This is a genomic window from Microseira wollei NIES-4236, assembly GCF_020521235.1.
GTDB classification, from domain to species: domain Bacteria; phylum Cyanobacteriota; class Cyanobacteriia; order Cyanobacteriales; family Aerosakkonemataceae; genus Microseira; species Microseira wollei.
The window spans coordinates 1-22,859 of record NZ_BLAY01000132.1 but is presented as its reverse complement, the minus strand read 5'-3'; the positions used below and the strand labels follow the sequence as shown (position 1 = coordinate 22,859).

General features: G+C 45.7%; 34 protein-coding genes and 1 pseudogene. 25 read left to right on the top strand and 10 right to left on the bottom strand.

The features are described 5' to 3' along the window. The first annotated feature begins 92 nt into the window (after positions 1 to 92). Positions 93 to 1,349: an RNA-guided endonuclease InsQ/TnpB family protein gene (locus MiSe_RS33600; protein WP_226588306.1), complete on the top strand. Its 1,257-nt coding sequence runs from the start codon at positions 93 to 95 to the stop codon at positions 1,347 to 1,349. A 25-nt stretch (positions 1,350 to 1,374) separates the two neighbouring features. Here MiSe_RS33600 and MiSe_RS33595 read toward each other — a convergent pair whose 3' ends face one another. Further along, positions 1,375 to 1,965 carry a phycobiliprotein lyase gene (locus MiSe_RS33595; protein WP_226588304.1) on the bottom strand — a complete coding sequence of 197 codons (591 nt, stop codon included), beginning with the start codon at positions 1,963 to 1,965 and terminating at the stop codon, positions 1,375 to 1,377. Between the two features lie 113 nt (positions 1,966 to 2,078). On the opposite strand from MiSe_RS33595, the gene MiSe_RS33590 reads away from it, so the two are divergent. The 3 genes from MiSe_RS33590 to MiSe_RS33580 all read left to right on the top strand — a co-directional run bounded on the left by MiSe_RS33590 (position 2,079) and on the right by MiSe_RS33580 (position 4,306). Further along, the gene (locus MiSe_RS33590; RefSeq protein ID WP_444980590.1) at positions 2,079 to 2,846 is read left to right on the top strand and encodes a pentapeptide repeat-containing protein; all 768 of its coding nucleotides are present in this window, start codon (positions 2,079 to 2,081) and stop codon (positions 2,844 to 2,846) included. Between the two features lie 561 nt (positions 2,847 to 3,407). After that, positions 3,408 to 4,079: a Uma2 family endonuclease gene (locus MiSe_RS33585; protein WP_226588299.1), complete on the top strand. Its 672-nt coding sequence runs from the start codon at positions 3,408 to 3,410 to the stop codon at positions 4,077 to 4,079. Between the two features lie 2 nt (positions 4,080 to 4,081). Continuing rightward, the gene (locus MiSe_RS33580; protein ID WP_226588297.1) at positions 4,082 to 4,306 is read left to right on the top strand and encodes a hypothetical protein; all 225 of its coding nucleotides are present in this window, start codon (positions 4,082 to 4,084) and stop codon (positions 4,304 to 4,306) included. Positions 4,307 to 4,498: 192 nt separating this feature from the next. On the opposite strand, the gene MiSe_RS33575 is transcribed toward MiSe_RS33580, so the two are convergent. Beyond that, complete coding sequence (locus tag MiSe_RS33575; protein WP_226588295.1) at positions 4,499 to 4,903, bottom strand: hypothetical protein; 405 nt, start codon at positions 4,901 to 4,903, stop codon at positions 4,499 to 4,501. A 312-nt stretch (positions 4,904 to 5,215) separates the two neighbouring features. Between MiSe_RS33575 and MiSe_RS33570 the strand changes: the two genes are divergently transcribed. Continuing rightward, entirely contained in the window at positions 5,216 to 5,755 is a 540-nt protein-coding gene (locus MiSe_RS33570; protein ID WP_226588293.1) for a helix-turn-helix domain-containing protein, read from the top strand. A 107-nt stretch (positions 5,756 to 5,862) separates the two neighbouring features. Here MiSe_RS33570 and MiSe_RS33565 read toward each other — a convergent pair whose 3' ends face one another. From MiSe_RS33565 to MiSe_RS33555, 3 genes are all read right to left on the bottom strand, one after another. Next, positions 5,863 to 6,291 (bottom strand): type II toxin-antitoxin system VapC family toxin, encoded by a 429-nt coding sequence (locus tag MiSe_RS33565; RefSeq protein ID WP_444980587.1) that lies wholly within the window; start codon positions 6,289 to 6,291, stop codon positions 5,863 to 5,865. Next, on the bottom strand, positions 6,288 to 6,506 hold the full coding sequence (locus tag MiSe_RS33560; RefSeq protein WP_444980589.1) for a transferase hexapeptide repeat containing protein: 219 nt from the start codon (positions 6,504 to 6,506) through the stop codon (positions 6,288 to 6,290). Before MiSe_RS33560 ends, MiSe_RS33565 begins: the two co-directional genes overlap by 4 nt. Positions 6,507 to 6,620: 114 nt before the next feature. Continuing rightward, positions 6,621 to 6,884, bottom strand: a complete 264-nt coding sequence (locus MiSe_RS33555; protein ID WP_226588287.1) for a CopG family antitoxin — start codon at positions 6,882 to 6,884, stop codon at positions 6,621 to 6,623. Between the two features lie 290 nt (positions 6,885 to 7,174). Here MiSe_RS33555 and MiSe_RS33550 point away from each other — a divergent pair, with 290 nt between their 5' ends. From MiSe_RS33550 to MiSe_RS51370, 3 genes are read left to right on the top strand one after another with little or no spacing between them, the layout of a single operon-like run. After that, on the top strand, positions 7,175 to 7,336 hold the full coding sequence (locus MiSe_RS33550; RefSeq protein ID WP_226588285.1) for a hypothetical protein: 162 nt from the start codon (positions 7,175 to 7,177) through the stop codon (positions 7,334 to 7,336). Between the two features lie 14 nt (positions 7,337 to 7,350). Continuing rightward, positions 7,351 to 7,872: a DUF29 family protein gene (locus MiSe_RS33545; RefSeq protein ID WP_226588282.1), complete on the top strand. Its 522-nt coding sequence runs from the start codon at positions 7,351 to 7,353 to the stop codon at positions 7,870 to 7,872. Between the two features lie 4 nt (positions 7,873 to 7,876). Then, positions 7,877 to 7,999 carry a hypothetical protein gene (locus MiSe_RS51370; protein WP_264196752.1) on the top strand — a complete coding sequence of 41 codons (123 nt, stop codon included), beginning with the start codon at positions 7,877 to 7,879 and terminating at the stop codon, positions 7,997 to 7,999. A 20-nt stretch (positions 8,000 to 8,019) separates the two neighbouring features. Here MiSe_RS51370 and MiSe_RS33540 read toward each other — a convergent pair whose 3' ends face one another. Together MiSe_RS33540 and MiSe_RS33535 are read right to left on the bottom strand one after the other, a co-directional pair. Beyond that, a complete protein-coding gene (locus tag MiSe_RS33540; RefSeq protein WP_226588280.1) occupies positions 8,020 to 8,229 on the bottom strand; it encodes a hypothetical protein in 210 nt (69 codons plus the stop codon). A gap of 302 nt (positions 8,230 to 8,531) precedes the next feature. Further along, positions 8,532 to 9,188 (bottom strand): HEAT repeat domain-containing protein, encoded by a 657-nt coding sequence (locus MiSe_RS33535; protein WP_226588278.1) that lies wholly within the window; start codon positions 9,186 to 9,188, stop codon positions 8,532 to 8,534. Between the two features lie 95 nt (positions 9,189 to 9,283). On the opposite strand from MiSe_RS33535, the gene MiSe_RS33530 reads away from it, so the two are divergent. From MiSe_RS33530 to MiSe_RS33500, 7 genes are all read left to right on the top strand, one after another. Further along, positions 9,284 to 9,523, top strand: a complete 240-nt coding sequence (locus MiSe_RS33530; RefSeq protein ID WP_226588276.1) for a DUF8630 family protein — start codon at positions 9,284 to 9,286, stop codon at positions 9,521 to 9,523. Between the two features lie 3 nt (positions 9,524 to 9,526). Beyond that, on the top strand, positions 9,527 to 10,441 hold the full coding sequence (locus MiSe_RS33525) for a HEAT repeat domain-containing protein (RefSeq protein WP_226588274.1): 915 nt from the start codon (positions 9,527 to 9,529) through the stop codon (positions 10,439 to 10,441). Further along, positions 10,441 to 11,280: a DUF3598 family protein gene (locus MiSe_RS33520; RefSeq protein WP_226588272.1), complete on the top strand. Its 840-nt coding sequence runs from the start codon at positions 10,441 to 10,443 to the stop codon at positions 11,278 to 11,280. The genes MiSe_RS33525 and MiSe_RS33520 overlap by 1 nt, the downstream gene beginning before the upstream one ends. Before the next feature lie 86 nt (positions 11,281 to 11,366). Continuing rightward, positions 11,367 to 11,681 (top strand): nucleotidyltransferase family protein, encoded by a 315-nt coding sequence (locus tag MiSe_RS33515; protein WP_444980588.1) that lies wholly within the window; start codon positions 11,367 to 11,369, stop codon positions 11,679 to 11,681. Then, positions 11,662 to 12,006, top strand: coding sequence for a HepT-like ribonuclease domain-containing protein (locus tag MiSe_RS33510; protein WP_226588267.1), 345 nt, complete (start codon positions 11,662 to 11,664; stop codon positions 12,004 to 12,006). Before MiSe_RS33515 ends, MiSe_RS33510 begins: the two co-directional genes overlap by 20 nt. A gap of 86 nt (positions 12,007 to 12,092) precedes the next feature. Next, on the top strand, positions 12,093 to 12,674 hold the full coding sequence (locus MiSe_RS33505; protein WP_226588265.1) for a bilin-binding protein: 582 nt from the start codon (positions 12,093 to 12,095) through the stop codon (positions 12,672 to 12,674). Between the two features lie 40 nt (positions 12,675 to 12,714). Beyond that, positions 12,715 to 13,368: a Uma2 family endonuclease gene (locus tag MiSe_RS33500; RefSeq protein WP_226588263.1), complete on the top strand. Its 654-nt coding sequence runs from the start codon at positions 12,715 to 12,717 to the stop codon at positions 13,366 to 13,368. Here MiSe_RS33500 and MiSe_RS33495 read toward each other — a convergent pair. Together MiSe_RS33495 and MiSe_RS33490 are read right to left on the bottom strand one after the other, a co-directional pair. After that, positions 13,354 to 14,004 (bottom strand): Uma2 family endonuclease, encoded by a 651-nt coding sequence (locus tag MiSe_RS33495; RefSeq protein ID WP_226588261.1) that lies wholly within the window; start codon positions 14,002 to 14,004, stop codon positions 13,354 to 13,356. The two genes, MiSe_RS33500 and MiSe_RS33495, sit on opposite strands and share 15 nt — an antisense overlap. Before the next feature lies 1 nt (position 14,005). Continuing rightward, complete coding sequence (locus MiSe_RS33490) at positions 14,006 to 14,650, bottom strand: Uma2 family endonuclease (protein WP_226588259.1); 645 nt, start codon at positions 14,648 to 14,650, stop codon at positions 14,006 to 14,008. A 251-nt stretch (positions 14,651 to 14,901) separates the two neighbouring features. Here MiSe_RS33490 and MiSe_RS33485 point away from each other — a divergent pair, with 251 nt between their 5' ends. Further along, positions 14,902 to 15,189, top strand: a complete 288-nt coding sequence (locus MiSe_RS33485) for an ankyrin repeat domain-containing protein (RefSeq protein WP_226588257.1) — start codon at positions 14,902 to 14,904, stop codon at positions 15,187 to 15,189. Further along, positions 15,162 to 15,536 (top strand): ankyrin repeat domain-containing protein, encoded by a 375-nt coding sequence (locus MiSe_RS33480; RefSeq protein ID WP_226588255.1) that lies wholly within the window; start codon positions 15,162 to 15,164, stop codon positions 15,534 to 15,536. The genes MiSe_RS33485 and MiSe_RS33480 overlap by 28 nt, the downstream gene beginning before the upstream one ends. Here MiSe_RS33480 and MiSe_RS54130 read toward each other — a convergent pair. Continuing rightward, positions 15,475 to 16,720: pseudogene (locus MiSe_RS54130) on the bottom strand (RNA-guided endonuclease InsQ/TnpB family protein). The gene MiSe_RS33480 and the pseudogene MiSe_RS54130 sit on opposite strands and share 62 nt — an antisense overlap. Between MiSe_RS54130 and MiSe_RS33470 the strand changes: the two are divergent. The 8 genes from MiSe_RS33470 to MiSe_RS33435 all read left to right on the top strand — a co-directional run. Then, a complete protein-coding gene (locus MiSe_RS33470) occupies positions 16,719 to 16,910 on the top strand; it encodes a ribbon-helix-helix domain-containing protein (protein ID WP_307731591.1) in 192 nt (63 codons plus the stop codon). The pseudogene MiSe_RS54130 and the gene MiSe_RS33470 sit on opposite strands and share 2 nt — an antisense overlap. Before the next feature lie 91 nt (positions 16,911 to 17,001). Beyond that, on the top strand, positions 17,002 to 17,139 hold the full coding sequence (locus MiSe_RS33465) for a hypothetical protein (RefSeq protein WP_226588250.1): 138 nt from the start codon (positions 17,002 to 17,004) through the stop codon (positions 17,137 to 17,139). 529 nt (positions 17,140 to 17,668) lie between these two features. After that, entirely contained in the window at positions 17,669 to 18,517 is an 849-nt protein-coding gene (locus tag MiSe_RS33460; RefSeq protein WP_226588249.1) for a phycobilisome linker polypeptide, read from the top strand. Between the two features lie 189 nt (positions 18,518 to 18,706). After that, the gene (locus MiSe_RS33455) at positions 18,707 to 19,462 is read left to right on the top strand and encodes a phycobilisome rod-core linker polypeptide (protein ID WP_226588247.1); all 756 of its coding nucleotides are present in this window, start codon (positions 18,707 to 18,709) and stop codon (positions 19,460 to 19,462) included. Between the two features lie 603 nt (positions 19,463 to 20,065). Next, complete coding sequence (locus MiSe_RS33450; protein WP_226588245.1) at positions 20,066 to 20,593, top strand: phycobiliprotein lyase; 528 nt, start codon at positions 20,066 to 20,068, stop codon at positions 20,591 to 20,593. 3 nt (positions 20,594 to 20,596) lie between these two features. Beyond that, entirely contained in the window at positions 20,597 to 21,202 is a 606-nt protein-coding gene (locus MiSe_RS33445; protein WP_226588243.1) for a chromophore lyase CpcT/CpeT, read from the top strand. 12 nt (positions 21,203 to 21,214) lie between these two features. Further along, the gene (locus MiSe_RS33440) at positions 21,215 to 21,565 is read left to right on the top strand and encodes a CpeR family transcriptional regulator (protein WP_226588241.1); all 351 of its coding nucleotides are present in this window, start codon (positions 21,215 to 21,217) and stop codon (positions 21,563 to 21,565) included. Positions 21,566 to 21,958: 393 nt separating this feature from the next. Continuing rightward, a partial coding sequence (locus MiSe_RS33435; RefSeq protein WP_226588239.1) for a coiled-coil domain-containing protein occupies positions 21,959 to 22,859 on the top strand: 901 nt, incomplete at its 3' end.

Below are 22,859 nucleotides of genomic sequence, written 5' to 3'. Positions count from 1 at the left end.
CCTTGAAGAGGTAGGTGGTGAGATGAATCGCGGGCAATATCTTTACTGCCAAGTAGTTTACCACAAACACTAAGCTATGGTAGAGTGTTTGTATGCTGAGACTGAACTACACTTTTAGGATCTATCCCGACTTAGACCAGCAAGCTGTTCTAAACGAATGGCTAGAGACTTGTCGGCTTTCCTACAACTATGCGTTGCGGGAGTTGAAGGATTGGATAGCTTCGAGAAAATGTCCTTACGATAGGTGTAGTTTAGAGTCGGAATATATTATGCCCGCCGACTATCCTTTTCCTGGATATCATCAGCAGCAAAACAATCTCCCTAAAGCTAAGAAATTATTTCCTCGCCTTGCCGCAGTACCTTCTCAAGTGTTGCAAACCAACATCAGAAGGATGCATGACGCTTGGGATTTTTTTCAGAAGCGGGGTTATGGATTTCCGAGGTTCAAGAAGTACGGGCAAATGAAGTCCATACTTTTTCCTCAATTCAAGACTAATCCGATAACTGGATGGCAGATCAGCTTGCCTAAGTTAGGAAAGGTGCAAATAAATTTGCATAGACCTATACCTGATGGCTTTATTGTCAAACAGGTAAGGATAGTCAAAAAGGCAATGGGTTGGTTTGCGATTGTTTCTATTTCATCTGATGTAGAAATACCGCAACCTCTACCCCACGGTCATTGTATCGGTGTGGATGTGGGATTGCTCAACTACTTAGCTACTAGCGATGGTTTCGTAGAACCAGGGCGCAAATTTTTCAAGACAGAGCATCGTCGGCTGAAAGTGCTACAACGCAGACTGTCGAAAAAAGTAAAGCGTTCTAAGAACTACGAGAAAGCCCGTAAAAGAATAGATAAGCAACACAATCGCATTCATTTCAAACGCAAAGATTATCAGTTCAAGCTTGCCCACAAACTATGCGACATGGCTGATTCTATATTCGTCGAAGATATAGATTTTCGCGTGATGGCAAAAGGGTTTTTAGGCAAGCATACAATCGATGCAGCGTTCGGGCAGTTTAGATCCATACTCAAATATGTTGGTTGGATGCGCGGCAAATTTGTTGCCGAGGTTGACCACAAAGGAGCGAGTCAAATCTGCCCTAACTGTCGCATTGAAGTGAGAAAAGAGTTGGGGGATAGAATACATTCCTGTCCAGAATGTTTCTATGAATGTGACAGAGACATTGCTTCAGCCCAAGAACTGTGTAATCGAGGAATAGAAACGTATCCAGGGACTCTGGAAAAGCAAGAAATTGACTCTCAAGTCGTACTGTCGGGGGCAATGAGCCTAGATAAGTGGCGTAGGGGAGTAATGCCCAACAGTGATGTTGGGAAGCCCCCACTGTAATCTCTGATCAGCGTGGGGGATGATGTCACTGTGCGGCTGCCCTTGCCAAATTTCGCTGTATCATTTGCTCCAACGTCGCCTCGGATACGCAACGCCGCTCCGAGCAATAGGTCATCAGGTAAACGCCATCCATCGTTCGCACGGTGCTAACGCGCACGCGAAAGTCATCCGTAAGAAACCAGCAGCGTTCTTGTCCTTGGTTGTTGTCGTATTCGGTATCGATGGTCAAAATGCCGTCCTTGCCAAACCAGTAGCGACTGATGACTGGCATTCTTTCTATGTAGCCGCGATCGCGAATTAATTTCCCAGACAACAGACTAGTATCATCTGGCACATCAACCAGTACCGCTGCCCGATCCGGATCTGGTTCGCGATTGTCCTGATTTTCCTGCCACATAAAGCTAGCGCCCCCCATCGCCAGGGCAGGATCGATTCCCTGCTGCTGGCAAATTGTACTGACTCTGGGGTCTTCTCGTTCCACCACTTGTACGATTAGGTTGGATTCTCCAGACTGATCCGCAGACAGATCGAAATGGTGAACGCTGCGCTGGGTAAACCAAGTACCCTCACTCTTGCGAAAAAAGTCCATCATCGTCATCGGGAAGATCGGGGGCATTTGTCACCTCAAGTGCCGGTAAAATGACTTTGGAATCATAATTTTAACTAAATGGTGTGGATAATTCTCTCTTAGAAACCGAGTCATCTATATTTTCTCAGCCTGTATCCGAGATGGCAATCGCTCTCAAAACAGGTCTAGCACCCAACCAAGATTTGTATCAAATCGATCTCAGAGGACAGGATTTACAACGAGCCAATCTGCGTCAGGCAAATCTAATTGGAGCCAACCTCAGCGGTGCAAACCTGATTGAAGCCAACCTGGGGGGTGCAGATCTGCGGCGGGTTAACTTGCAGGGGGCAGATTTAAGTAATGCGAATTTACAAGGTGCTTTTTTATATCGGGCGCAATTGCAAAAGACCAATTTCAGCGGTGCGAACTTAGAGGGAGCCAAATTACAAGCCGCTAGATACGACCGAGAAACAATTTGGCCTGAAGATTTTGCTTATAAAAGTTTAGGAGCAATTGGGCCAAAAGCCAATCTCAGCGGGGCACAGCTAAATACTGCTAATTTGAAAAATGCCGATTTAGAAGGCGCAAATTTAATTGGCGCATCCCTCAGCGGCGCAGACTTGACCGGGGCTAATTTACAAAATGCGCGGATGAGCGGTGCAGATTTACGGCTCAGTTATCTTACGGGAGCCTGCTTGCGAAATGTGCGGTTGAATAACGTAGATTTGCAAGGAGCGGATCTGCGAGCCGCCGATTTCACTGGGGTTGAAATTGAGCAATTGAATAGCATTGCTGGGGCAGATTTTAGTCGCGTTCAAGGACTGAGCGACGCGATTAGAAACATGTTGCTGAGCCGTCCTGATAGGGAATTGGATGTTTGGAATGCCTTTACTCGCAGAACTACGCGCCAGAGTTTGATCGCTAATTGACACTCCCCAGGCGCGTCAAATTACTGAGTTGGCAATCCTGAGATTCAAGGGTTGCCAAAATGTTAATAACTCAAGTTGCTAGTTATCTCTCTCACAGCGGCTAATGGCGTTCCCAGGCGACCGCCTGGGTCACGAGGCTAATGGCGAGATTGGTAAAAATCCTAGATTAGCAATTAGCAATTAGCAAGCTGGCAACGCCCTTGTTTATAACTAACGCAAGTTGCTAGTTACATCAAGCGGTACTGGTAATGGCTAATGGCTAATGGCTAATGGGTAGTTGTCAAGAAGGCAAAAGCCTGTTAACCCAATTAGCAATTAGCCATTAGCAATTAGCAAGCGAGCAATTACCGCTGTCACAAGTTATAACTAGCAACTTGGGTTAACTAGCAACTTGCGTTAATAGAAAAACCGCTCGCACCACTCGTTGGTTGATTGATAAAATCAGAGCGAGCGCGGGATCTTGTTATGGCTTATCAGCCTGACAAAAACTAGCTAAATTGGCAAGGATACCGCGATTAATAAAAATTGGCTTAACGGCAGAACAAATCGAGAGCAGTGGATATGGTAACAACAAACAAAAATTTAGCCGAACAACCCGTTCCCGCACCCGCCAAAGAAACCAGAGTTTTGATGAAAGGCGTTAGCTGGGAAACTTACACAAAATTGATGGCAGAAGTGGGAGATGATCGCGCTTGGAGAATAGCTTACGATCGAGGATTATTGGAAATTAGAATGCCACTAGAAGAACACGAAGAACCCAAAGGTTTGATAGAAAGTTTTGTTGAAGCAATTGCAGACGAACTTGGTATAGAAGTGAGAAAGTTAGGGTCTTTAACTCTAGACAGAGAGGATTTAACTCGTGGTGTGGAACCAGACACTTGTTTTTACATTCAGAATGAAGCCTTGGTAAGGGGTCGAAAAATCAACTTACCAGAAGCTCCACCACCTGACTTAGCAGTAGAGTCAGATTACACCAGTTCTTCTGTTAATAAAGAAGCTCTTTATTCCGCTTTAGGCGTACCTGAACTGTGGCGATATACTAAGAAAACGCTTTTAGTTTATCGCCGGATTGAGGCAGGATACGAACAGTGCGAACAGAGTTTAGCTTTTCCCTTTTTACCGATTGCAGAAATTCCGATTTTTATCGAACAAAGTCGAACAATTGGACAAAGAAGTGCAGTGCGGTTGTTTAGGCAGCGGATTCGAGAAATTTTGGATACGGATAACAGTTAAGATTGCAGGAATTACGCACGACGAGGCCAGAAACCCGTTGCCAGAAACCCGGTTTCTTCGTCGATCTTTCGTTGACAAACCAACGATTTTTGGTAAAAACCGGGAATATGAGCGTAAGTCCTGGATTGAATAAAAGCGATCGCTCCTCCCTTGCTTTATTCGTGAAGGAAGGGAGAAGCGCTCGCATGATGAAGATAGCCAATGATATTGGCTTTTGCTTAACTTAAGCTAAGTTACTCCAGTTCTGCCTCCGGATGTTCCTGCTTAAACTCTGAAACTACTAACTTAACCCAAGTTGCTAGTTATAACTTGTGACAGCGGTAATTGCTCGCTTGCTAATTGCTAATGGCTAATTGCTAATTGGGTTAACAGGCTTTTGCCTTCTTGACAACTACCCATTAGCCATTAGCCATTAGCCATTACCAGTACCGCTTGATGTAACTAGCAACTTGCGTTAACTTAGCTGATTCATCTAATACTTCGCCAACAGTACATTTTTGAATCCCATCTCTAGCAACCTCAATTAAATAATTTTCCGATACTTTACCACCCGAAGACTTGACTTGCTCCCATGCTACGTCTACAAAACTTTCACGTACTTGGCGTCTGCACTTAGCGAGCAGTTCATCTACTTCATCATTCCTGGAAACTGCGGTTACTACAGCAGTTCTATTAGGAACCTGTCGCGCAACGTCATCTCCTGCATTGCTTCCTTTTTTGGCAGCTATGCTCGCAATATCATCCAAACTACCTCGACAACCAGCTAAAAATGTTAGCGCTACAGATATGCCAATTATAGTAACAGCCACATCGAGCTTACTCATTTGTATTCCTCCGCGATCAAGTACAAAAATGCCTAAATTTTCAGGTTGATTTCCACCCTGTCAAAGACACTGCTAAATACCCTCAAAGACTGGCTAATCTATCCAAACAAACCCATAGGTAATACCTCCTTAGCGTGATTTCAGAAAATCTGATTGGTAACATCGAGTAATCTTATTTACTCTATTCCAGGAATTTCAAAGGACGTCAGCATTTTTTAGTGGCGGATAAAGACGGGAGTTAGATTAAAAAAGTTTACAAGGGGCGGATTGTAGCGGATAATGGCGGATAGGGTAGGATTTAAGCCGCAGGCTATGGACGTAGCAGAGGTGTTGAAATATTTGGACGACCTGGTTTTCCATCAAACAGGTAAGCACCTCGATAGTCTGCAAAGAGCAATTCTCAAAGGCGTTCTCACGGGTCAGAAATACGCTGATATTGCGAAAGAATATAAATGTACGCGAGGTCACGCTAAAGATGAAGCTTACGCTCTTTGGCAGATGCTTTCTGAAGTGTTGGGAGAAGATTTGAATAAATCTAATTTTCGGGCTTCTGTTGAAAGATTAGGATTAGATAATTCTCAATATCAAATCATTGGAAATTCTCTTGTCGGTGGTAATATTAACCTTTGTCGTAACCCTTCACAAGTCAACGAAAAATCTGAAGCTGAAAATTTTGAATCTATCGTTAGCGAAACTGCTACACCTGTGAGCAAGGAACGCAATATTGAAACTGCTCGAAAAATAGCTAAAATAGAAACAATACCGCGCTTGGTAAAAATTGGCTTAACGGCAAAACAAATTGCCCAAGCTTTAGATTTGCCTCTGGAAGACGTACAACAAGCGAGGCGATAAACGAACCTAGCTAATAAATTGAGTTCAAAAAATATGACAGAAGAACTTATAGATTTAAGCTCCAGTATCTGAGACGGAAGTTGCCTCCGCAGAGGGGCAACTTCCGTCTAGATTGTCCAATCCTCCGTCCCTAAACCTGGAACTTTACTGAAGTCACTAACGTTTCGGGTTAATAATACCAAGTTGCGAGAGATGGCAATTGCTGCTATTCTCAAATCCATCGTGGATACACGAACCCGTTGCGCTCGTAATTGATCGAAGACCGCAATTGCTTCAGCATCGAATTGTAGAACAGGAGCAGTTGCAAATCCCTGAAGGGTTTCTAACAATAAAGCGTATCCACGAATTATGTCGGTATTTGTTCGCGCAGGATTTATGAAATTATCAGCGCCAAGTACCTGCTCGTGGAAACTGACAACCGATAAGGCAAAATACGCGATTGGGTGTTGAGCCATCCGAAAAGTTAATCGGCTAAACTCCGAACCGGAACCACGCTGTAGGAAACTGATGTGGTCAGTGTCAAGCAGATATTTCACGCTTGTTCGTAACCCTCATCATTTGGTTTGTCAGCCTGACGAAAGGCACGTCCGTATTCTAGAGCTTCCAGAAAAGCTGATTCATCAGAGATTGAGCCAATCAGTTTATCGAGCCAGTTGCCAGAAATTGAGTTGCTCTCAGATTTGCGTTTAAGGTCAGCGACTTCCTGCTCGAGGGTTGCTAAACGACGTTCGAGAATTGCTTCATCTAGCATCATTTCCTGCTGAAAAAACTACCATTACAATCAACTTATCGGGGTGCATACTGTTTCATTTTAACCGAGCGATCGCTCCTTCCTCCAGTGCCGCACTATTTGAGACTATCTAACTCAACTCACTTCTAAAACCTTCTCTTTTAGCCATGAATCTACAAGTGATTGAATCGAAACTTCCTGTGACTTAGCAATCTCCAAAAGCTGGATCATCAGAGATTCATCCACAGAAATTAGATATTGTTTCCCTTTAATATCTACATCAAAATATGCTTCTGGCATTGATTCCCAAAACTCACCCATGTCATGTTTGTCAAACAACTCAACAATTTCTTGAGTATAATTAAATGAAGGCAATCCTGTATAATTACTTTCTGCCATACTGATTTCTCTCCTTTTGAGCCATATCTCTAGCGCTTAAAATTAGTACTTATGCAGAGCAGAACTTCCTCCACTTCGTTAGGTATAACACGGTGTTTGACAGCAAGCTTGTCTACGATCGCATCCAGCCAAATTATTTCTTCAACTCTCACACCCCAAATCCCGATCTAATTGTAACTCTTTTATCTTAGCCAGGAATTACCCACGACGATCCTATCACCTTTGTTTCTGCGTAAATCTCTAGTTCCAAGTCGAATATTTTTCAGAGAAACAAAGGTGATTTGCGTAGCTTGATTACTGAAACTGCTCGAAAACTAGCTAAACTAGAAACTATACCGCGATTGGTAAAAGTTCGCTTAACGGCGGAACAAATTGCCCAAGCTTTAGATTTGCCTCTGGAGGAAGTAGAGTCCAGACTGCGCTGGACAAATCTAAGTAATGAACTAAGGTGAAGAGGTTAAGAAATATGACGCAAGAACTTACAGATTTAAGAGCCAGTATCTTAGAAGGACGCTACAGCGATGCTTTAGCGATTGTAGATGAGTTAGAAGGGATGAGTAAAAAAGAAATTCTGCGGAGAATCAAAGCGTTTTTGAAAATTTTAATCATTCACTTGATTAAAAACCAAGTCGAAAAAAGATTAACTAACTCTTGGGCAGGATCAATTCGCAATTCAATTCGAGAAATTCAAGAATTCAACTTAAAAGAAAACAAAACTTCTTATTATGTCAATTCAGATGAATGGGGAAGTTTAATTGAGGAAGAAATCATTGAGGATGCGATCGCAGATGCAAGTGAAGAAGTTATGAACGGACAATTTACCCGTTCTCAATTATCAGAAATGTTAGATAAACCTCAACTGTTTCAAATAGCGACAAAACTAATTGACCTGACTTATACCCATTCTGCCAAACAATTACCAGCGCTAATTGAAGAACATTTAGTACAGTTACCAGGTGGCGAAGACTGGCTCAACCGGAGAAAATAGAATTTTGATAAAAGATGGGAAAGAAGCAAGTCACGATCGCTTGAATTCAAACACTTACAAAAATGCGAAGGAGAAAGCGATCGCTTCCTGTGCGGTTAGGTTTCTGACGATTTTTGTCAGGTTGTGACTCACATACACGATCCCGGTTTACGAGGACTTCACTGCTTGCCAGTTCTTTTTTAGCAGTGCCAGAAACGTGGCGTACCCTTCGGAAAAATGGGGTGGATCGGGCAAAACGTACTCCGGGAATTCCTTATAGTGCCGCCAAGGTTCTGAAGGACTGCGTCGCAAGTGTAGTACGCACTCGGTTGCACCTGGGACTTTCCACGTCATTTGACCGGGATGGTTGTGAGACATAAGTTACCTCCTAAAAATGAACTAAAAAACTGCTTTTCGCTGTTCTGAATTTACCTTCCAGAATTCTGGCAGACAAACTGTTAAATTCTGTCAGCATTTATACTTATTAGTCTTGATGGGATGCGATTTCGAGCTTTTGCATTGATCATAGCGAGGCAAAAGTCAAGAGTAGTGAGCTGGGGAGGCTGTATGAAGTTATGGTGAAAATTCAAACAAGTCTATTTAAACGATAAAATCCCCACCTCCGGGCGAGACAGTACCCAAAAGGGGGATTTTTGTGCCTCAAAAGGCAGAGTTTGTTGTTATAGCAAGTCTTCTAAGGCAGCGGCGACGACTTGATGATCCCCATCTTGCCGCAGTTGACTCAGAGCTGCTTTGGCTTGCGGATGGTCAAAATGCTTGAGCGCACGAGCAACGTGGAGGCGAATCTGTTCCGAGTCGGAACTAACCAACGCCAGTAATTGAGACAGGGCGGCATCATGCTGACTGGTTTGTGCTAATGTAGCCAGGGCATCGACGGCAGCTTCTTGGACGCCTGCATCTTCTCCGGCTAAGGCTTCGATGCAGACTTCAAACAGTTCCCTGGGACATTCGAGTTCAACTAGGGCGGGCAAAATGCTGCGACGCACCAGCCAGTGGTCATCCTGGCAAAAGGTCAGAACTAGATGGGATGCCGCCACCTTGCCAAACAAAGACAGGGAATTGGCTGCCTCTGCCCGCACGTTTGGGGTATTGTCGAATTTGATCATTTCCAGCAATGCGGCGAAAGATTCCGCCGTCTGCTGCTTGCCGAGTTCCCTGGCAACGAAGGTTCGCACCAGGAATTCACCATCGTGGAGTTTGCTGGTGAGTAGGGGAACGGCTACCTCTGGGGTGTAGTCTTTGAGGGCAGCGATCGCTTTGAGGCGATACTGAAAATCAGGATGATTGAGCGACGTTTCGATTGCTTGAATATCCATAGCAACTCAAAAAGGTTAGCTTGTTGGCGACGGGATCTGAGAAAATCTGAAATAGACTCTTTATTTTATAGATACCGATTTAGGAAACAGCACAAATGTCTGAAACCTCAGAACTGACTCCCATAGACCAGGCAACCGCTGAAGAACTGGCAGAGACGATCGAAGCATTTGAGCAATATCGGGAACGTTTGGTCAACGAGGCTCTGGCAACGGCGCAACGGGCTAAGGTGATGAAAGCAACTGCAATGGCTCAAATAGAACCGGAACTTGCCAAAATTGATGGCATAATCAGCGAACTTCGCCAGCGTCAGGCGGCTCTAACTACTGGTAACTAAGTCATGAGTAATTCGCTCAAGTTTGAGACTCAATCCGGGGAGAATCCTGTGCCGCTGTCTCACGCAGAAACTGATGCTTTGTTGGCATCTGTCAAGGAACAATTAGACTTGGAAACCTTCGACCCCGATAACCATCAACTCCTCAAGCAGATGGTGGAGTGTCTGGGAGATACGCGCGGGTTAGTCAGGTTGAGTTTCGCACAGACTTTGGGTGAAATTGGCGAACCGGCAACCCCTTTTTTGCTGGAAGCGCTGGCAAATCACCCAAATGTGGTGGTGCGGCGAGCGAGTGCTAAAACCCTGACCTTGCTCGCAGATCCAAAAACCGTGCCAAATCTGGTACATGCGTTCTTAAACGATGAGGATACGGTTGTCCAAGGTTCGGCGGTAGGGGCGCTGGCGCGGACAGGGGAAGCAGCAGTGCCAGTATTATTGGAAATTTTAGCGTCGCCAGAAAATTCAGAAGCGACTAAAGGTCATGCCGCATGGGCGCTGGCATTTATTGGGGCAGAGGCAAAAGAGTATATTTATCCAGCGATCGCATCCGATTCGCCAGAAGTACGCTCTGCAGTGGTGGGTGCAATCGCTAAAGTCGCCCAGGAATCCCCCGAACCTCAAGCTTTCAACCTGCTGGTAAATGCGCTTACGGACTCGGACGCGAACGTGCGGTGCGAAGCAGCAGCGGTTTTGGGTAACTTAGGTTATCAACCGGCAATTCCCAATCTGGCCCAATTATTGCATCATGCTGATGGGGAAACCCGCAAAGCCGCGGCGCTGGCGTTGATGAAAGTAGGCGATCCCTCAGCTATAGAACCTTTGCAAGCCGCATTATCCGAAGAATCAGAAACAGTGTTGCAACAGGTACTAAAGTTGGCAATTACTCAACTTGAGCGCAAAACAGAGGAAGACGATTGGTAATGAAAAAGCAATGGGAGTGCGTACTGGAAAATCTGGGAGAGTGGGAGGGGTCATTTACGCACCTCTCGCCCCAGGGAGAACTCATTGATGATATTCCAAGCGTTATCTCGCTGACAGGGGTGAACGAAAATCAAACGATTCACCTAGCTTTGCGTCGCTACTATCCTACCGCCCCCGGTTCATCCGAACTAAAGCCCCAAGAACTCGCTTTCGACTTCAGTGCGCCGAGTTCCGGTGCTTTATTTTTTGAGATGGGCGCTTTTAGCGAAGGTTCGCCGTACTTTGCTACTGGTACTCTATTTGGTGCCGAGTTCGGTTTTAAAGAAAGCGATCGCCGGATGCGTTTGATTCAACAGTTTGATGCCGCCAATAGCCAGCTATTTAAGCTAACGTTGGTGCGAGAGCGACGTGTCGGAACAACAGCCCCAGAACGTCCACCGTTAGCCCTCGATGACTTTCTGGGCGAGTGGGAGGGAGAAGCCGTCACCCTGTATCCAGATGGGCGTCCATCGGTGACTGCTAATACTAGCCTGAAATGCGATCGCCTCAGCGAAAACCAGCTCGTACTTGCATCGGTTCAGGAAACAGATTGTCCGCTCAAAATTGCCGAGGACAGCAAGCAATTGCGCCTCAATTTTGAGCAAAATTCCCAACAATATCAGATTTTGTTATTGCCCGATGGCGCAGCTTCAACCTGTCCAACTCAGATTACCCCAGGAAATGCCTTTTTTATGGAAGTTAGCTGGTTAATTCAACCAAGATTGCGCCAACGCATGATTCGCACCTACGACGACAAGGGAAAGTGGGATAGCCTTACCCTAGTTACCGAACAAAGATAGCGATGAAAACAAAAAACAGGCTCGCATATCTGCTCAAAAATGGGACTGTGATAAACTCAAAGACAGATGGGTTGGCGCAGCAAGCGATGCCTGTACAAACTAAAAATCAAGTGATATCTCTTCTCCGAGAGCATCAACAAGAATTACAACGTTTTGGTGTTGAACGTTGTGGACTTTTTGGTTCGTTTGTGCGCGATACAGATATCCATGCTGAAAGCGATGTCGATATTCTTGTTGTCTTTGCTCCAGACAAAAAAACATTTGATAACTTCATGCAGTTGTCATTTTTTCTGGAAGATATTTTCGATAGGGCAGTTGACCTTATTACTATCGAGTCATTAAGTCCTTATATTGGTCCACACATTTTGCGCGAGGTTGAATATGTCTCCGTCGGCACGTGAGTATCTACAGCACATCCTCGACGAGACAGCCTATATCATAGCCAATTATAGTGGGTTAGACAAAGCTACCTTTGTGGAAGATGAAACATTGAAACGAGCTTATGTACGTAGTATTGAGGTGATTGGTGAGGCGGTTAAACAATTGCAAAATCCATTGCGTCAAAAGTACAGTGCCATTGATTGGCGAGCAATTGCTGGAATGCGTGACAGATTAATTCATAATTATTTTGGCGTTGACTACGATATTGTGTGGGATGTTGTGACCAACAAAGTTCCTGAGCTAAATGCAGAGGTTAGAAAAATGATTGACCAGGAGTTTTCTTAGAGCGTGCTTCCCAGTTAGTTACCTGTGATGATATTCAGTGGATCGTGAACTTGTAGACCAAAAGCTCCATTAACGGATATTGAACTATGAAACCTGCACTCAGCGAAGCAGTTAAAGAACTGATTAAAAAAGCCAGAATTGTCAGTTTTTCAGGCTGGGAAGCGACGCATCCACCTGCGATTATCCCGCTATTCCAAGCAGCGGACGATGAGGGACGATATCTCACCGATGAAGATTTCCAACAGATCCAAAACCTTTCTCCCGCAACTTCAGACTTGATTCCAGTAGCGAAACTGTTGCGCGATCGCGTCACCGAAATTGTAGACGAAGCTAGGCAAGTTGTCCTCACAACCTTTCCCGATATTACCCAACCCGGTGGCGGTTTATACCCCGCCCCGCGAGCCGAAGCGTGCTGGCGTGATTTTTGGCACTTTCTGCGCTGCATTACTTACGGAATAGCGGGGAAAAATACCGAATATACAAGCGATACAGGGTTGGACTATATGAAATTGCTGTATCAAGAATTACAAGTACCTTTGGACGCGATGGTAGTTGGGTTAGAAGGAATTAAAACGGCGAGTTTGAAGCGGATAGATGGGGAAGGGGAAGATGCGATCGCACCCTATTTTGACCATCTAATCGAGCGCCTAAAATCCTTCCGAATTTGAGCATCCCGATATTATAGACGTAAACGGTACGGAGGATGCAATGGTCGTAACACTACAACTGCGTCAGATCGACGTTCAACCAGGGCAGTACTTGACATTGCGCGATATTAGTTGGGCAGAATTTGAAGCAATTTTAGATGAACTGGGAGAGCATCGCGCTGCACGAGTTGCCTATTTTCAGGAGGTTTTAGAGATTCGGATGCCGTTACCAGAACATGAAATTAATAAAGAATTGATCGGCGACATGATTAAGCTGCTGCTTGATGAGTTAGAACTCGACTGGCAATCTTACGGATCGACAACATTTAAGCGTCGAGAAATGGCAGCAGGTTTAGAACCAGATACCTGTTTTTATATCCAAAATGCTCGCCGAATGATAGGGAAGCGACGGCTGGATCTTTCAGTCGATCCACCACCAGATTTAGCAGTTGAAATAGACGTAACTTCCAAGACTCAGCTTTCAGCTTATCTGGCTTTAGGTGTGCCGGAACTGTGGTGTTATGGAGATGGCAAATTGCAAGTATTCGTCTTGGGTGAAGGCGAGTATGTGCAGGTAGAAACTAGCCCGACATTTGGGAATTTGCCTATTATTGAGGGAATTTTACAGTTTTTGAAATTGAGCGAGACAGAGGGATCTAGTGCAGCAAGAAGAGCATTTCGGCAGTGGGTGCGTGAAGCGTTACTCACATCTTAAACTAGCATCCAACCATGCTTCAAATTCCAGCAACACTTGATACATACCGATTTCCCTTGCCCGCTCAACCATTCTGGGAATGATGTCGGTTATCGGCAAATCTGGAAATGTCGGACTCGCGATTGACTCGACATACTCATCATTTTGCAGCAAATTGATAACGAGCTTACCTGCTCCATATATCCATAACTCCGGAACCTTTATAGCTGTGTATGCATCTGTTTCTGTCTTGGAAGTCAGATCGCTTTCAATTGCCAAATCAGGAGGAGGGTCCCTCGCGAGATCGATTTTATCTTTGCCAATAATCGCCCGATAATTCTGAATATAGAAACAGTCATCTGGCTCAATCCCGGCGATTCCCTGGCGCTTAAATGTGGTTGAGCGTAGTGATTCCCAAGGGCGTTGCTGCTTCCGCAACAATGTCTTAACCAAGTCGCTAATAACGACAATTGCTCGTTCGTGCTGCGGTAAGGGTGACATGATTTCTAATGTTTCTTTGCTATATGCGATGCGGGTGCTGCGTTTTTCGCCTAACTCTTCTAAAATTTGCTCAAACTCTTGCCAGCTAATGTTGGGAATTATCACAACACTTCCCGGTTGTAGCTGAATCTGACGAATTGGTGTGGTGACTGGCATATTAGCCCTCCTGTTGCATTTGCTGTCTGAGTTCTCTCAGCATTTTGCTGCTGCCTTCTTGAAAAGCTTGTTTTACCAAGCGGGGTATCATTTCGATAATCGGTAAGTCGGGGAATATGGAACTGGAATCAGATTCGCAATAATTGCCATCTCGCAATAGCCAGATTTTCAGTTTTTCATTGTTGTATATCCAAACTTCTGGTACTTTTAAAATTGCGTATGCCTCCAAAGTTGTTCGAGAAGTAACATCAGTTTCAATTGCCAGATCGGGGGGTGGATCTTCATCCATGTTCATTCGCATTAGAGAACGCACCCTTTCCGCATTCTGGATATAAAAACAAGTATCCGGTTCTAATCCAGCTTGTGTGGGTTTCTTAAACGTGGTAGCGCCGAAATCTTCCCAGTCTCTCCCTTGGGCATCCAAGATAGCAGTCACAATGTAGGCAATGATGCGATGAGGACGTTCGTGAGCGGGTAGGGGTGACATCAGTTCTAGGCTCCCATTGCAATAATTAATTCTAGGAATGCGGCGTTCTTCACCTAGTTCTTCCAGCAAGGCTTCATATTGCTCCCAGGTGACATCGTTAATCACCAAATGGCTGCCGGGAGATAGAGCGATCGCTTTCAATGGAATGACCACTGCCATAATAGTTGTCCCTCACAGTGATAGTAACTCAAGTTGCTAGTTATCTCATGCATAGCAGCTAATCGCTAATGGCTCATGGCTAATGTCAGTAAAAATCCTATATTAGCAATTAGCAATTAGCAATTAGCAACGCCAAAGTTTATAACTAGCAACTTGCGTTAGTAGGATCTTAGTTGATGGTCTATCGGGCTTGCAGACCAGGAATTAGATAGCCCGCCAAGTTTAAAGTAAAACTATGCAGTGGGGCATAAATGTCTTCATTAGACCAGCAATTGAGGGGTGATGCTAAAACAGTCGAAGCTGTTTTAGCTCAAGGAGCAAACGTTAATGTGACTGGGGGAGTCACGCCAGTTGGAGAGAGCAACACCGCCCTCATGTGGGCAGCAGCAGAGGGCCACCTGGATGTAGTTAACATTCTGCTGGCGCACGGAGCCGATGTTAATGTCAAAAATGATGCCAACTACACCGCGCTAATGTACGCAGCGGAGCGCGGAGATTCGCATATTATATCATGTCCGCGAGAGATCAGTTGTGTATAGTTGATTGTGCGAAAAAGCGTTTTTTCTCCCCTTTGCTCCCCCATCCCCTTTGCTCTCCCAACGCACCCGATGCAACCGGACACGATATTATCCATGCCTTGCTCGCTCGGGGAGCGGATATAACTGGTAAAAAAAATTACCTAGAAACAGTGCTGATGTCCGTAGCTCGGTTTGGTCTGGTGGATGCGATCCGGCGTTTGATTGACTTGGGGGCAGATATTGATGCCACCAACAAGATTGGCGATACGGCTTTGTACCTGGCAGTTGACAGTGACAACTCTCCCACTAACTGCAAGCAGTGTAGTGGGAGCATCTCAGATTCACTTCGGAGACTTGCTGCTTCATAGGCTGACCAACGTCTAAGCCTCCACAGCCAGGAATCGGTAGTCCAACCGACCCAAGGTTTAAAAGATTCCTTGCACTGTTCCAGTCCCGGTCAATGACTAGCCCACAGGAACAACTATGAACGCGAACTGCCAGGGTTTTTTCGACTCTCTGACCACAACCAGAACACTGAATGCTTGTGCCTCTCGGATCAACGCCTTTTGTATGCTTACCGCGTTTGACCGCTACTGCTGGCATAACTTCGAGGAATGCGCCCCAGGCGACATCAAGTATTGACTTAGCTAGCGGCGTTCTGGCTAAGCCTTTAATATTCAGGTTCAAGTCATAGGAATTGACCAACCAATTAGCTACTTGATAATGAAATTCTCTTCTTTGTCTGGCGATGTGGAGGTGAAGTCTAGCTACCTTATTAGCTTGCTTCTGGTAATTCTTATATCCCTTTGTTTTACGTGCAATTTGCCGTGGCTGACGAGCTAATGTTGCTTGTGTTTTACGGTAATACTGCGGCACTGCAATGCTTTTTCCTTCAGCAGTGGTTATTTGGTTCCAGGCCAACATCTATGCCAGTAGCAGTTTTTATTTCGTTGATTCGTAGGGGAATAGGAACAGTTTTTTCCTCTAGATAAAAGCTGACATACCAGCCATCCGCCTTTTTCAGAATTGTTGCTTGCTTGGCCTCGAACCCCTCTGGGATTGGTCGATGCAGGACAACCTCAACCTCACCAATCTTCGACAGTTTCAGTGTATTACCAGCTAAATGCGCGCCGGCTTTTGGACAGTTAACACGTGGAAAAGTAAACGAACAAATGTCACCGCGCTTCTTAAAACGCGGTCTTCCTCCTCGCTTTCCGTTTTTATCCGGTACTAACCAACGTTTCCCTGCCTTATCTAACCTCATTAGGTTTTGCTGTTGGCAGTCGGTGTAAATGTTTTTGTAGTCCGGATATAACTCTTTAGTTCGCTTAAGGTCACTTGCTTGTGTGTAGTAATCAACTTTTTCTGGAACTTCACCAATTGGCTCAGAAACAAGGCTGCAACGGTCAATCTGTGACCTTGTACGAGTCAGCCAATCCAGTCTCTGGCCTAGTGCATAGTTCCAATGACGACGCAGTAACTCGCCCCAGGTTTCAAACGTGACAACCTGTTCCTTCGTGGGTCTGAGTTTGTACTGGTAAGTTAGCATCATGTTAACATTGTACTGTATATTTAATGAAGATTGCAGTATGACCAGCGACAAACCTTTGACAATCAGGCTCCCCGAATCAGAACTGGAGACACTGAAAGCCTATTGCAAACAAGAGAGCAGAAGTCAAACAGAGGTAATTCGTGAATACATTCGTAGTCTCAGAAAGAAAATTAAGACAACAAGTGGTTAAGGATGCACTGTTGGTGCAGCATTTCAGAAGACCCCCAATTCCCCTCGCCGCCAACCTACAGTGTGGCGGGAGTACCCTTGCTTCGATCTAGATGGAACTGCTGCTGGCACATGGTGCGGACTTTCATCCCAGAACCCGCTCTTGGGCAACCCCATTGAGTGAAGCCAAGCGATCGTTCCGTTCCGTCAGGGCGGCACAACTGTTACAGCAGGCAGGCGCTACCGAGTAAATCCGTTCTCAGAAACTTTACAATTCAAAGCGGAATTTTAATCTTGACGGCTGGTGTTCGCGTCGCCTCCCCTCAGGGGAATCGCGCTGCCAAAACCAACCAAGGCTCTGAAATCCGGGCGCTCATACCACCATTGAGGTTTTTTTTCATTAATGTAACCAATCTACACAATCAAGCTCAACAATTTTTAATATTTTTAGTGACATGCTTGTAGGAAGATCGGGAAGTGCAAGGCGTCACAGCTTTGTATCGAGTTGATGAAACTCATACAGGTGATGGCTTTCCCGGCTCCCAGAGTTGATGGCAACTCGGAAGCCTAAAATTTTTTGCAGGCAAAAGCAATTCATCATTTTGCTCTCATCTGAGTACGGGCGGCAAGCGCGGAATTTATGCCTGTGGACAGGTTAGGAGCCGACTCCCCTGGTAGAAGCAGGAAGCTTTCCGTCAATTTAAGCGAAAGTTTGAATTGTGTCTGCTTTCTATTGCAAAATCGATCTCAGCGTATTTCTTTAACTAGGAGATTGGCTGAATGCCTTTTGGACCAGCGTCACGCTTAGGAGTTAGCCTGTTTGACGAAACTCCCCCGTTGGAGTGGGTTCCCGGTACTTCTAATCAAGAAGCGGAAACCTTAATCAAAGCCGTCTACAGACAAGTGTTGGGCAATGCCTACGTCATGGAAAGCGAGCGTCTGGCAGTACCGGAGTCACAGTTTAAGCGGGGCGAACTGAGCGTCCGCGAGTTTGTCCGCGCTGTGGCCAAGTCGGATCTTTACTGGTCGCGCTTTGCAGATTGCCCCCGCTATCGGTTTATCGAGTTGAACTTCCGGCATTTGCTCGGTCGTGCCCCCAACAGCTACGAAGAAATGAAAGCCCACAGTGCCATCTTGGATGCGGGCGACTTTGGCGCTGAAATCGACTCCTACATCGACAGCGACGAATATCAGAGCGTCTTCGGAGAGAACATTGTGCCTTACATCCGGGGCTACAAGACCGAAGCAATTAGCCACATGATCGGCTTTACCCATACCTTCCAATTGGTGCGGGGTGCTTCCACCAGTTCTCTCAAGGCAGACTTGGCAGGTAAGACTCCCAAGCTCAACTCATTGGTGATTAATGCAACGCCAACCCCAGTGGTTCCACCAGGGACAACGTTCCGCAATCCACCAGTGGGCGCGCGGGTTCGTCTGGGCACGGGAGCGAGCGAAGGCGGCAAAGTCTTCCGCATCGAAGTTACTGGCTACCGTTCCAAAGCGGTTAATCGGATTTCCCAGTTCCGCCGCAGCAATCAAGTCTACTTGGTTCCGTTCGATAAGCTTTCCGAAGAGTATCAACGGATTCACAAGCAGGGTGGTGTAATCGCCAGCATCACGCCTGTGTAAAAGCTCCTAGCTAATGGCTAATGGCTAATGGCTAATGGCTAATGGAAGTAAAAATCTGATATTAGCAATTAGCCATTAGCAATTAACAATTAGCAATTAACAATTAGCAAGCTTGCAACTTGCATTAATGATTGGGCGAGTTTTGAATTCTGATTTCTGAGTAAAACAAGTTTGAGGAGTAGTTTAGCTATGCCAACCATGACAGCAATGGAACTCCGCACTCCCCGCACCCAAGATGAAGTGCAGGCAATTATTCGCGCCGTCTATAAGCAGGTTTTAGGCAATCCCCACATCATGGAAAGCGAACGCCTGGTGACGGCAGAATCCCAATTGGCAGATGGTAGCATCTCGGTGCGGGAGTTTGTCCGGGCGGTGGGTAAGTCGGAATTCTATCGTTCTCGGTATTTTGAAAAGTGCGCTCCCTACCGTTTTGTAGAACTGAACTTTAAACATTTCCTGGGCCGTCCGCCCCAGTCTCAGGCGGAAATTTCCCAGCACCTCGTTCGTTGCGTCGCAGAAGGATACGACGCCGAGATCGATTCCTACATCGACAGCGAAGAGTACCAGTCGGCTTTTGGCGAAAATATTGTGCCTTACAATCGGGGCGCAAAAACAGAAGTTGGAAAGAGTCAGGTTACCTATAACCGCACGTTTGCGCTGGATCGGGGTCCGGCTCAAATTGATAGCGCAGTTAAAGCATCTCAACTGGTTTATGCAGTTGCGACCAACAGTCCGAATCAAGTAAAACCAGCGGATGTAAATCTGGGTGGTTCTGGTGAAGCGAACAAAAAGCGGTTCAAAATCGTGGTGCAGGGTTCTAAATTTGACAGCCCCCGCCGCGTCAGCAAGACGGAGTATATTGTTCCCGGCGATCGCATGACTCCTCAGATTCAGCGGATTAACCGCACCAGCGGCAAGATTGTCAGCATCACTGAGATTGTCTAGTCTATAGAACCCACCCCATAGCAGAGACACAATCTCTGCTATTGTGGCAAGCAAAGGGAATTTTTTGGTAGCGAGCGCATAGGAGTGCTAAAAAACTGCTTTCACACCCGATCGTTGTTAGTATTTTGGCACTGACAGGACTGACGCAAGGGCGTTGCCAGAAACCCGGTTTCGACCGTCGTTCGCGCAGCGTGCCGGAGGCATATCTCTGGTTCCCAAACTAACGATTTTTATTCGGAGAAACCGGGTTTGTTTGCGTCAGTCCTGACGGATTTAAATTCAGAAACCTGGTGCAATTTCTAATTGACATTGCTACGGGTATCAAAACTTGGCTTTGAACCCTCAGTCTAGTCAGCGGTCGGACTATTTCCCCATTAGCCGATTAAACCATGAGAGAAATGGATCAAATGTATCAAACCGAACAATCAAACTCATTTACCGGATTGCTTTTCGAGTGAAGGAAAGCCTTAAGGCTTAGTTTGTGTAGGGGCAGTATTAATGCTGCCCCTACACAAACGAAGGTGTACCATCAACGGCTGCAATCCGCTGTAAAGAACGAGATCTTGGCTCAGTTATTGTGGGGAAAGTTGATTAATAAAACCAATGGATATTACTGAGTTTGTGGAGCGGTCAATTGGGCATTGGCGATCGCAGCGCAGCGCCCATCATTTGGCTTTCAGCCACTTTGAAGCCGTACAATCAGAGATCGATATCATTGCCCTCTCACCAGAAGATCCGGCAGTGCTAGAGCTTTGTAAGTTGTATAACATCGACCCAAGCAAGATAGTATCTCCCTTTCGCATGACCTGGGAAGGACAATCGGATTGGGATGAAAATGCAGAAATAAAAGGCACTAGCGTCTTGATACCTGTACCAGATCCAGATGTCCCCAAACGAGGTAAATTACTTCGCGATCAAGGATACGCTGAAACCGTGGCGGCGGCGGGTGATTATCACTTTACAGAGGACGAAACTTTTGTGCTGCTGACAAGTTACGACCGCGCCGCAGCTGAGGAAAAAATCTGGTTTGCCAATCCAAACTTACGCTTTCGGGTATCGCTAATCAAAACCAGCGCTGGAAGTGGAGTGGTGACTGCATCTTTCTCATCGGAAATTCGTTCTTCGTCTTGATTTATGACTTCAGTCAAAACAAACGATCTAGTAACGCTGGCGCAGTGGATGGCAGGGGATTTCAGCAATTACAAGCAATCCTTTGAAAAGCCTCGACAATTCGCCCATATTCATATCTTTTTTCGTCCGCTACCGTTTGAGTTTTTTAATGCCATTGGTTTTTACTCGGAACAAGTTTACGACCACGATTTGTGGAGTCCCTACCGTCAGGGCGTCCATCGATTAATTGACTGTGGCGACCAAATTTATATCGAAAATTATGGTCTGGACGATCCGATGCTATACGCCGGGGCGGCGAGAGAATTAAGCATTCTCAGAACTATTACACCCAACTGCATCGAACGACGATATCACTGCTCGATGATTTTCAAACGCGAGGGCGAGATGTTTCGAGGCAGTGTGGAACCGGGTAACAAGTGTTTGATCGAACGCAACGGCTGTTTGACATATTTGATCAGCGATGTAGAGATTACGGAAACAACCTGGCTCAGTTTAGATCGAGGTATGGATATGGAAAACCATCAACAAGTCTGGGGATCTACCTTTGGACCGTTGCAGTTTGAAAAGCGTGCAAGTTTTGCTGACGAACTCCCTCTAGATCGACTTTGAGGAGGTAGTTTTATGAACGCATTACAGGAGCGAACTGAAGTTCGTGTAAAAGCGGCTATGCTACCACCCCAAGCGCAAAAAAAGATGCAATGCTGGATTCGCAGCCGACATTTGATTTGTTCGGGCAATTTTTTTATTTATGAAACGGTTGATTATAGCGCGCTGGACCGATTTTCTGACTGCATCGCGGCTTTAGGAGGGGCATTGTTATCTGTTGAACCAGTTGGCAAAATTTGGATGGGCGATCATCGTCAGGTGATTCTTTATCGAGCAAAGGCAAGTTTACATACGCCTCACCATGCTTTGAAGCAATACTGGATTAAATATGGTGGTTTTCGCACCAGATTTGACGAACGGGTTTAGCTGTTGTAGCTTGGGTGGAACGGAATGGGATTCCTGGGGAAAGCTGGGCTAACGCTCACCGCTCCACCCACAAACGGGAAAAAAGTCAATAGCTGAGACAATAATTTTATTAATTCTTGACGATTTTCAATAATTCTTGATTTTAAACAACAAGTCTTTCACCCTTTGTCATAAAAATGTTGGCGAAGGATGAAAGACAGATCAATTTTGGCAGAAAGATCGCTCCAAAATTGACAAATACTAATAGCTCGATGTACGATTAAATCCTGCCCGAATAGCTGAAAACAAAGAGGGGAGAGTCTCAGCAAAGCTCAATCGCTGGAAGATGGAACATTCCCAGTGTTTCAAGTGGAGGCGGATGTCAATCTGTGAATGCGTTGGGAGATGAATTTAATGCCGAAAAAAACTCAAAGTTCTAAACCTGCACGCCCTAAAACTGCGCCGCGTGCCAAGAAGGAAACAACCGCTAAAAAATCAGATCCCACGCCTGAAATACAGCCAGCTGCTAGTGGCGCGCTCGCAGCGAATGCTACTCTAGAACCACCAACTCAGGCTACAGCCCCAGAAGAACAAGGTGTATCCCTGGAGAAGCTGCAAGCTCTACAACAAGAGTTAGCAGAAAAATCCGCTGTTATTGACAAATTGCAACAGCAGATGGCTGAGGCGGCGGCTCAACAAGAAAGCAATAGTACTTTACAACAACAAGCGGCGGCGCAAGGGGAAACCATCGCCGATTTAAACCAACAAATCGCGACGTTACAAAATCAGTTGCAACAGCAGATGGCTGAGGCGGCGGCTCAACAGGAAAGCAATAGTAATTGGCAACAACAAGCGGCAGTTCAAAACGAAACCATCGCTGATTTAAACAAACAAATTGCCACGTTACAAAATCAGTTGCAACAGCAGATGGCTGAGGCGGCGGCTCAACAAGAAAGCAATAGTAATTGGCAACAACAAGCGGCAGTTCAAAACGAAACAATCGCTGATTTAAACAAACAAATTGCCACGTTACAAAATCAGTTGCAACAGCAGATGGCTGAGGCGGCGGCTCAACAAGAAAGCCATGCTACCTTGCAACAACAAGCGGCAGTTCAAAACGAAACAATCGCTGATTTAAACAAACAAATTGCGACATTACAAGAGTGGTTGCAACACCAGATTGCTTCAGCGGCGGCTCAACAAGAAAGCCATGCTACCTTGCAACAACAAGCGGCAGTTCAAAACGAAACAATCGCTGATTTAAACAAACAAATTGCGACATTACAAGAGTGGTTGCAACACCAGATTGCTTCAG

What these genes read in the sequence shown, in the direction of transcription:
- MiSe_RS33465 (WP_226588250.1), top strand. Translation starts at nt 17,002, where the DNA reads ATGGAACTGCTGCTGGCACATGGTGCGGACTTTCATCCCAGAACCCGC.
- MiSe_RS33470 (WP_307731591.1), top strand. Translation starts at nt 16,719, where the DNA reads ATGTTAACATTGTACTGTATATTTAATGAAGATTGCAGTATGACCAGC.
- MiSe_RS33450 (WP_226588245.1), top strand. Translation starts at nt 20,066, where the DNA reads ATGGATATTACTGAGTTTGTGGAGCGGTCAATTGGGCATTGGCGATCG.
- MiSe_RS33590 (WP_444980590.1), top strand. Translation starts at nt 2,079, where the DNA reads ATGGCAATCGCTCTCAAAACAGGTCTAGCACCCAACCAAGATTTGTAT.
- MiSe_RS33490 (WP_226588259.1), bottom strand. Translation starts at nt 14,650, where the DNA reads ATGGCAGTGGTCATTCCATTGAAAGCGATCGCTCTATCTCCCGGCAGC.
- MiSe_RS33440 (WP_226588241.1), top strand. Translation starts at nt 21,215, where the DNA reads ATGAACGCATTACAGGAGCGAACTGAAGTTCGTGTAAAAGCGGCTATG.
- MiSe_RS33445 (WP_226588243.1), top strand. Translation starts at nt 20,597, where the DNA reads ATGACTTCAGTCAAAACAAACGATCTAGTAACGCTGGCGCAGTGGATG.
- MiSe_RS33570 (WP_226588293.1), top strand. Translation starts at nt 5,216, where the DNA reads ATGGACGTAGCAGAGGTGTTGAAATATTTGGACGACCTGGTTTTCCAT.
- MiSe_RS33460 (WP_226588249.1), top strand. Translation starts at nt 17,669, where the DNA reads ATGCCTTTTGGACCAGCGTCACGCTTAGGAGTTAGCCTGTTTGACGAA.
- MiSe_RS33575 (WP_226588295.1), bottom strand. Translation starts at nt 4,903, where the DNA reads ATGAGTAAGCTCGATGTGGCTGTTACTATAATTGGCATATCTGTAGCG.
- MiSe_RS33515 (WP_444980588.1), top strand. Translation starts at nt 11,367, where the DNA reads ATGCCTGTACAAACTAAAAATCAAGTGATATCTCTTCTCCGAGAGCAT.
- MiSe_RS33505 (WP_226588265.1), top strand. Translation starts at nt 12,093, where the DNA reads ATGAAACCTGCACTCAGCGAAGCAGTTAAAGAACTGATTAAAAAAGCC.
- MiSe_RS33530 (WP_226588276.1), top strand. Translation starts at nt 9,284, where the DNA reads ATGTCTGAAACCTCAGAACTGACTCCCATAGACCAGGCAACCGCTGAA.
- MiSe_RS33480 (WP_226588255.1), top strand. Translation starts at nt 15,162, where the DNA reads ATGTCCGCGAGAGATCAGTTGTGTATAGTTGATTGTGCGAAAAAGCGT.
- MiSe_RS33510 (WP_226588267.1), top strand. Translation starts at nt 11,662, where the DNA reads ATGTCTCCGTCGGCACGTGAGTATCTACAGCACATCCTCGACGAGACA.
- MiSe_RS33485 (WP_226588257.1), top strand. Translation starts at nt 14,902, where the DNA reads ATGTCTTCATTAGACCAGCAATTGAGGGGTGATGCTAAAACAGTCGAA.
- MiSe_RS33525 (WP_226588274.1), top strand. Translation starts at nt 9,527, where the DNA reads ATGAGTAATTCGCTCAAGTTTGAGACTCAATCCGGGGAGAATCCTGTG.
- MiSe_RS33455 (WP_226588247.1), top strand. Translation starts at nt 18,707, where the DNA reads ATGCCAACCATGACAGCAATGGAACTCCGCACTCCCCGCACCCAAGAT.
- MiSe_RS33500 (WP_226588263.1), top strand. Translation starts at nt 12,715, where the DNA reads ATGGTCGTAACACTACAACTGCGTCAGATCGACGTTCAACCAGGGCAG.
- MiSe_RS33555 (WP_226588287.1), bottom strand. Translation starts at nt 6,884, where the DNA reads ATGGCAGAAAGTAATTATACAGGATTGCCTTCATTTAATTATACTCAA.
- MiSe_RS33540 (WP_226588280.1), bottom strand. Translation starts at nt 8,229, where the DNA reads ATGTCTCACAACCATCCCGGTCAAATGACGTGGAAAGTCCCAGGTGCA.
- MiSe_RS33595 (WP_226588304.1), bottom strand. Translation starts at nt 1,965, where the DNA reads ATGCCCCCGATCTTCCCGATGACGATGATGGACTTTTTTCGCAAGAGT.
- MiSe_RS33585 (WP_226588299.1), top strand. Translation starts at nt 3,408, where the DNA reads ATGGTAACAACAAACAAAAATTTAGCCGAACAACCCGTTCCCGCACCC.
- MiSe_RS33535 (WP_226588278.1), bottom strand. Translation starts at nt 9,188, where the DNA reads ATGGATATTCAAGCAATCGAAACGTCGCTCAATCATCCTGATTTTCAG.
- MiSe_RS33600 (WP_226588306.1), top strand. Translation starts at nt 93, where the DNA reads ATGCTGAGACTGAACTACACTTTTAGGATCTATCCCGACTTAGACCAG.
- MiSe_RS33495 (WP_226588261.1), bottom strand. Translation starts at nt 14,004, where the DNA reads ATGCCAGTCACCACACCAATTCGTCAGATTCAGCTACAACCGGGAAGT.
- MiSe_RS33560 (WP_444980589.1), bottom strand. Translation starts at nt 6,506, where the DNA reads ATGCTAGATGAAGCAATTCTCGAACGTCGTTTAGCAACCCTCGAGCAG.
- MiSe_RS33545 (WP_226588282.1), top strand. Translation starts at nt 7,351, where the DNA reads ATGACGCAAGAACTTACAGATTTAAGAGCCAGTATCTTAGAAGGACGC.
- MiSe_RS33520 (WP_226588272.1), top strand. Translation starts at nt 10,441, where the DNA reads ATGAAAAAGCAATGGGAGTGCGTACTGGAAAATCTGGGAGAGTGGGAG.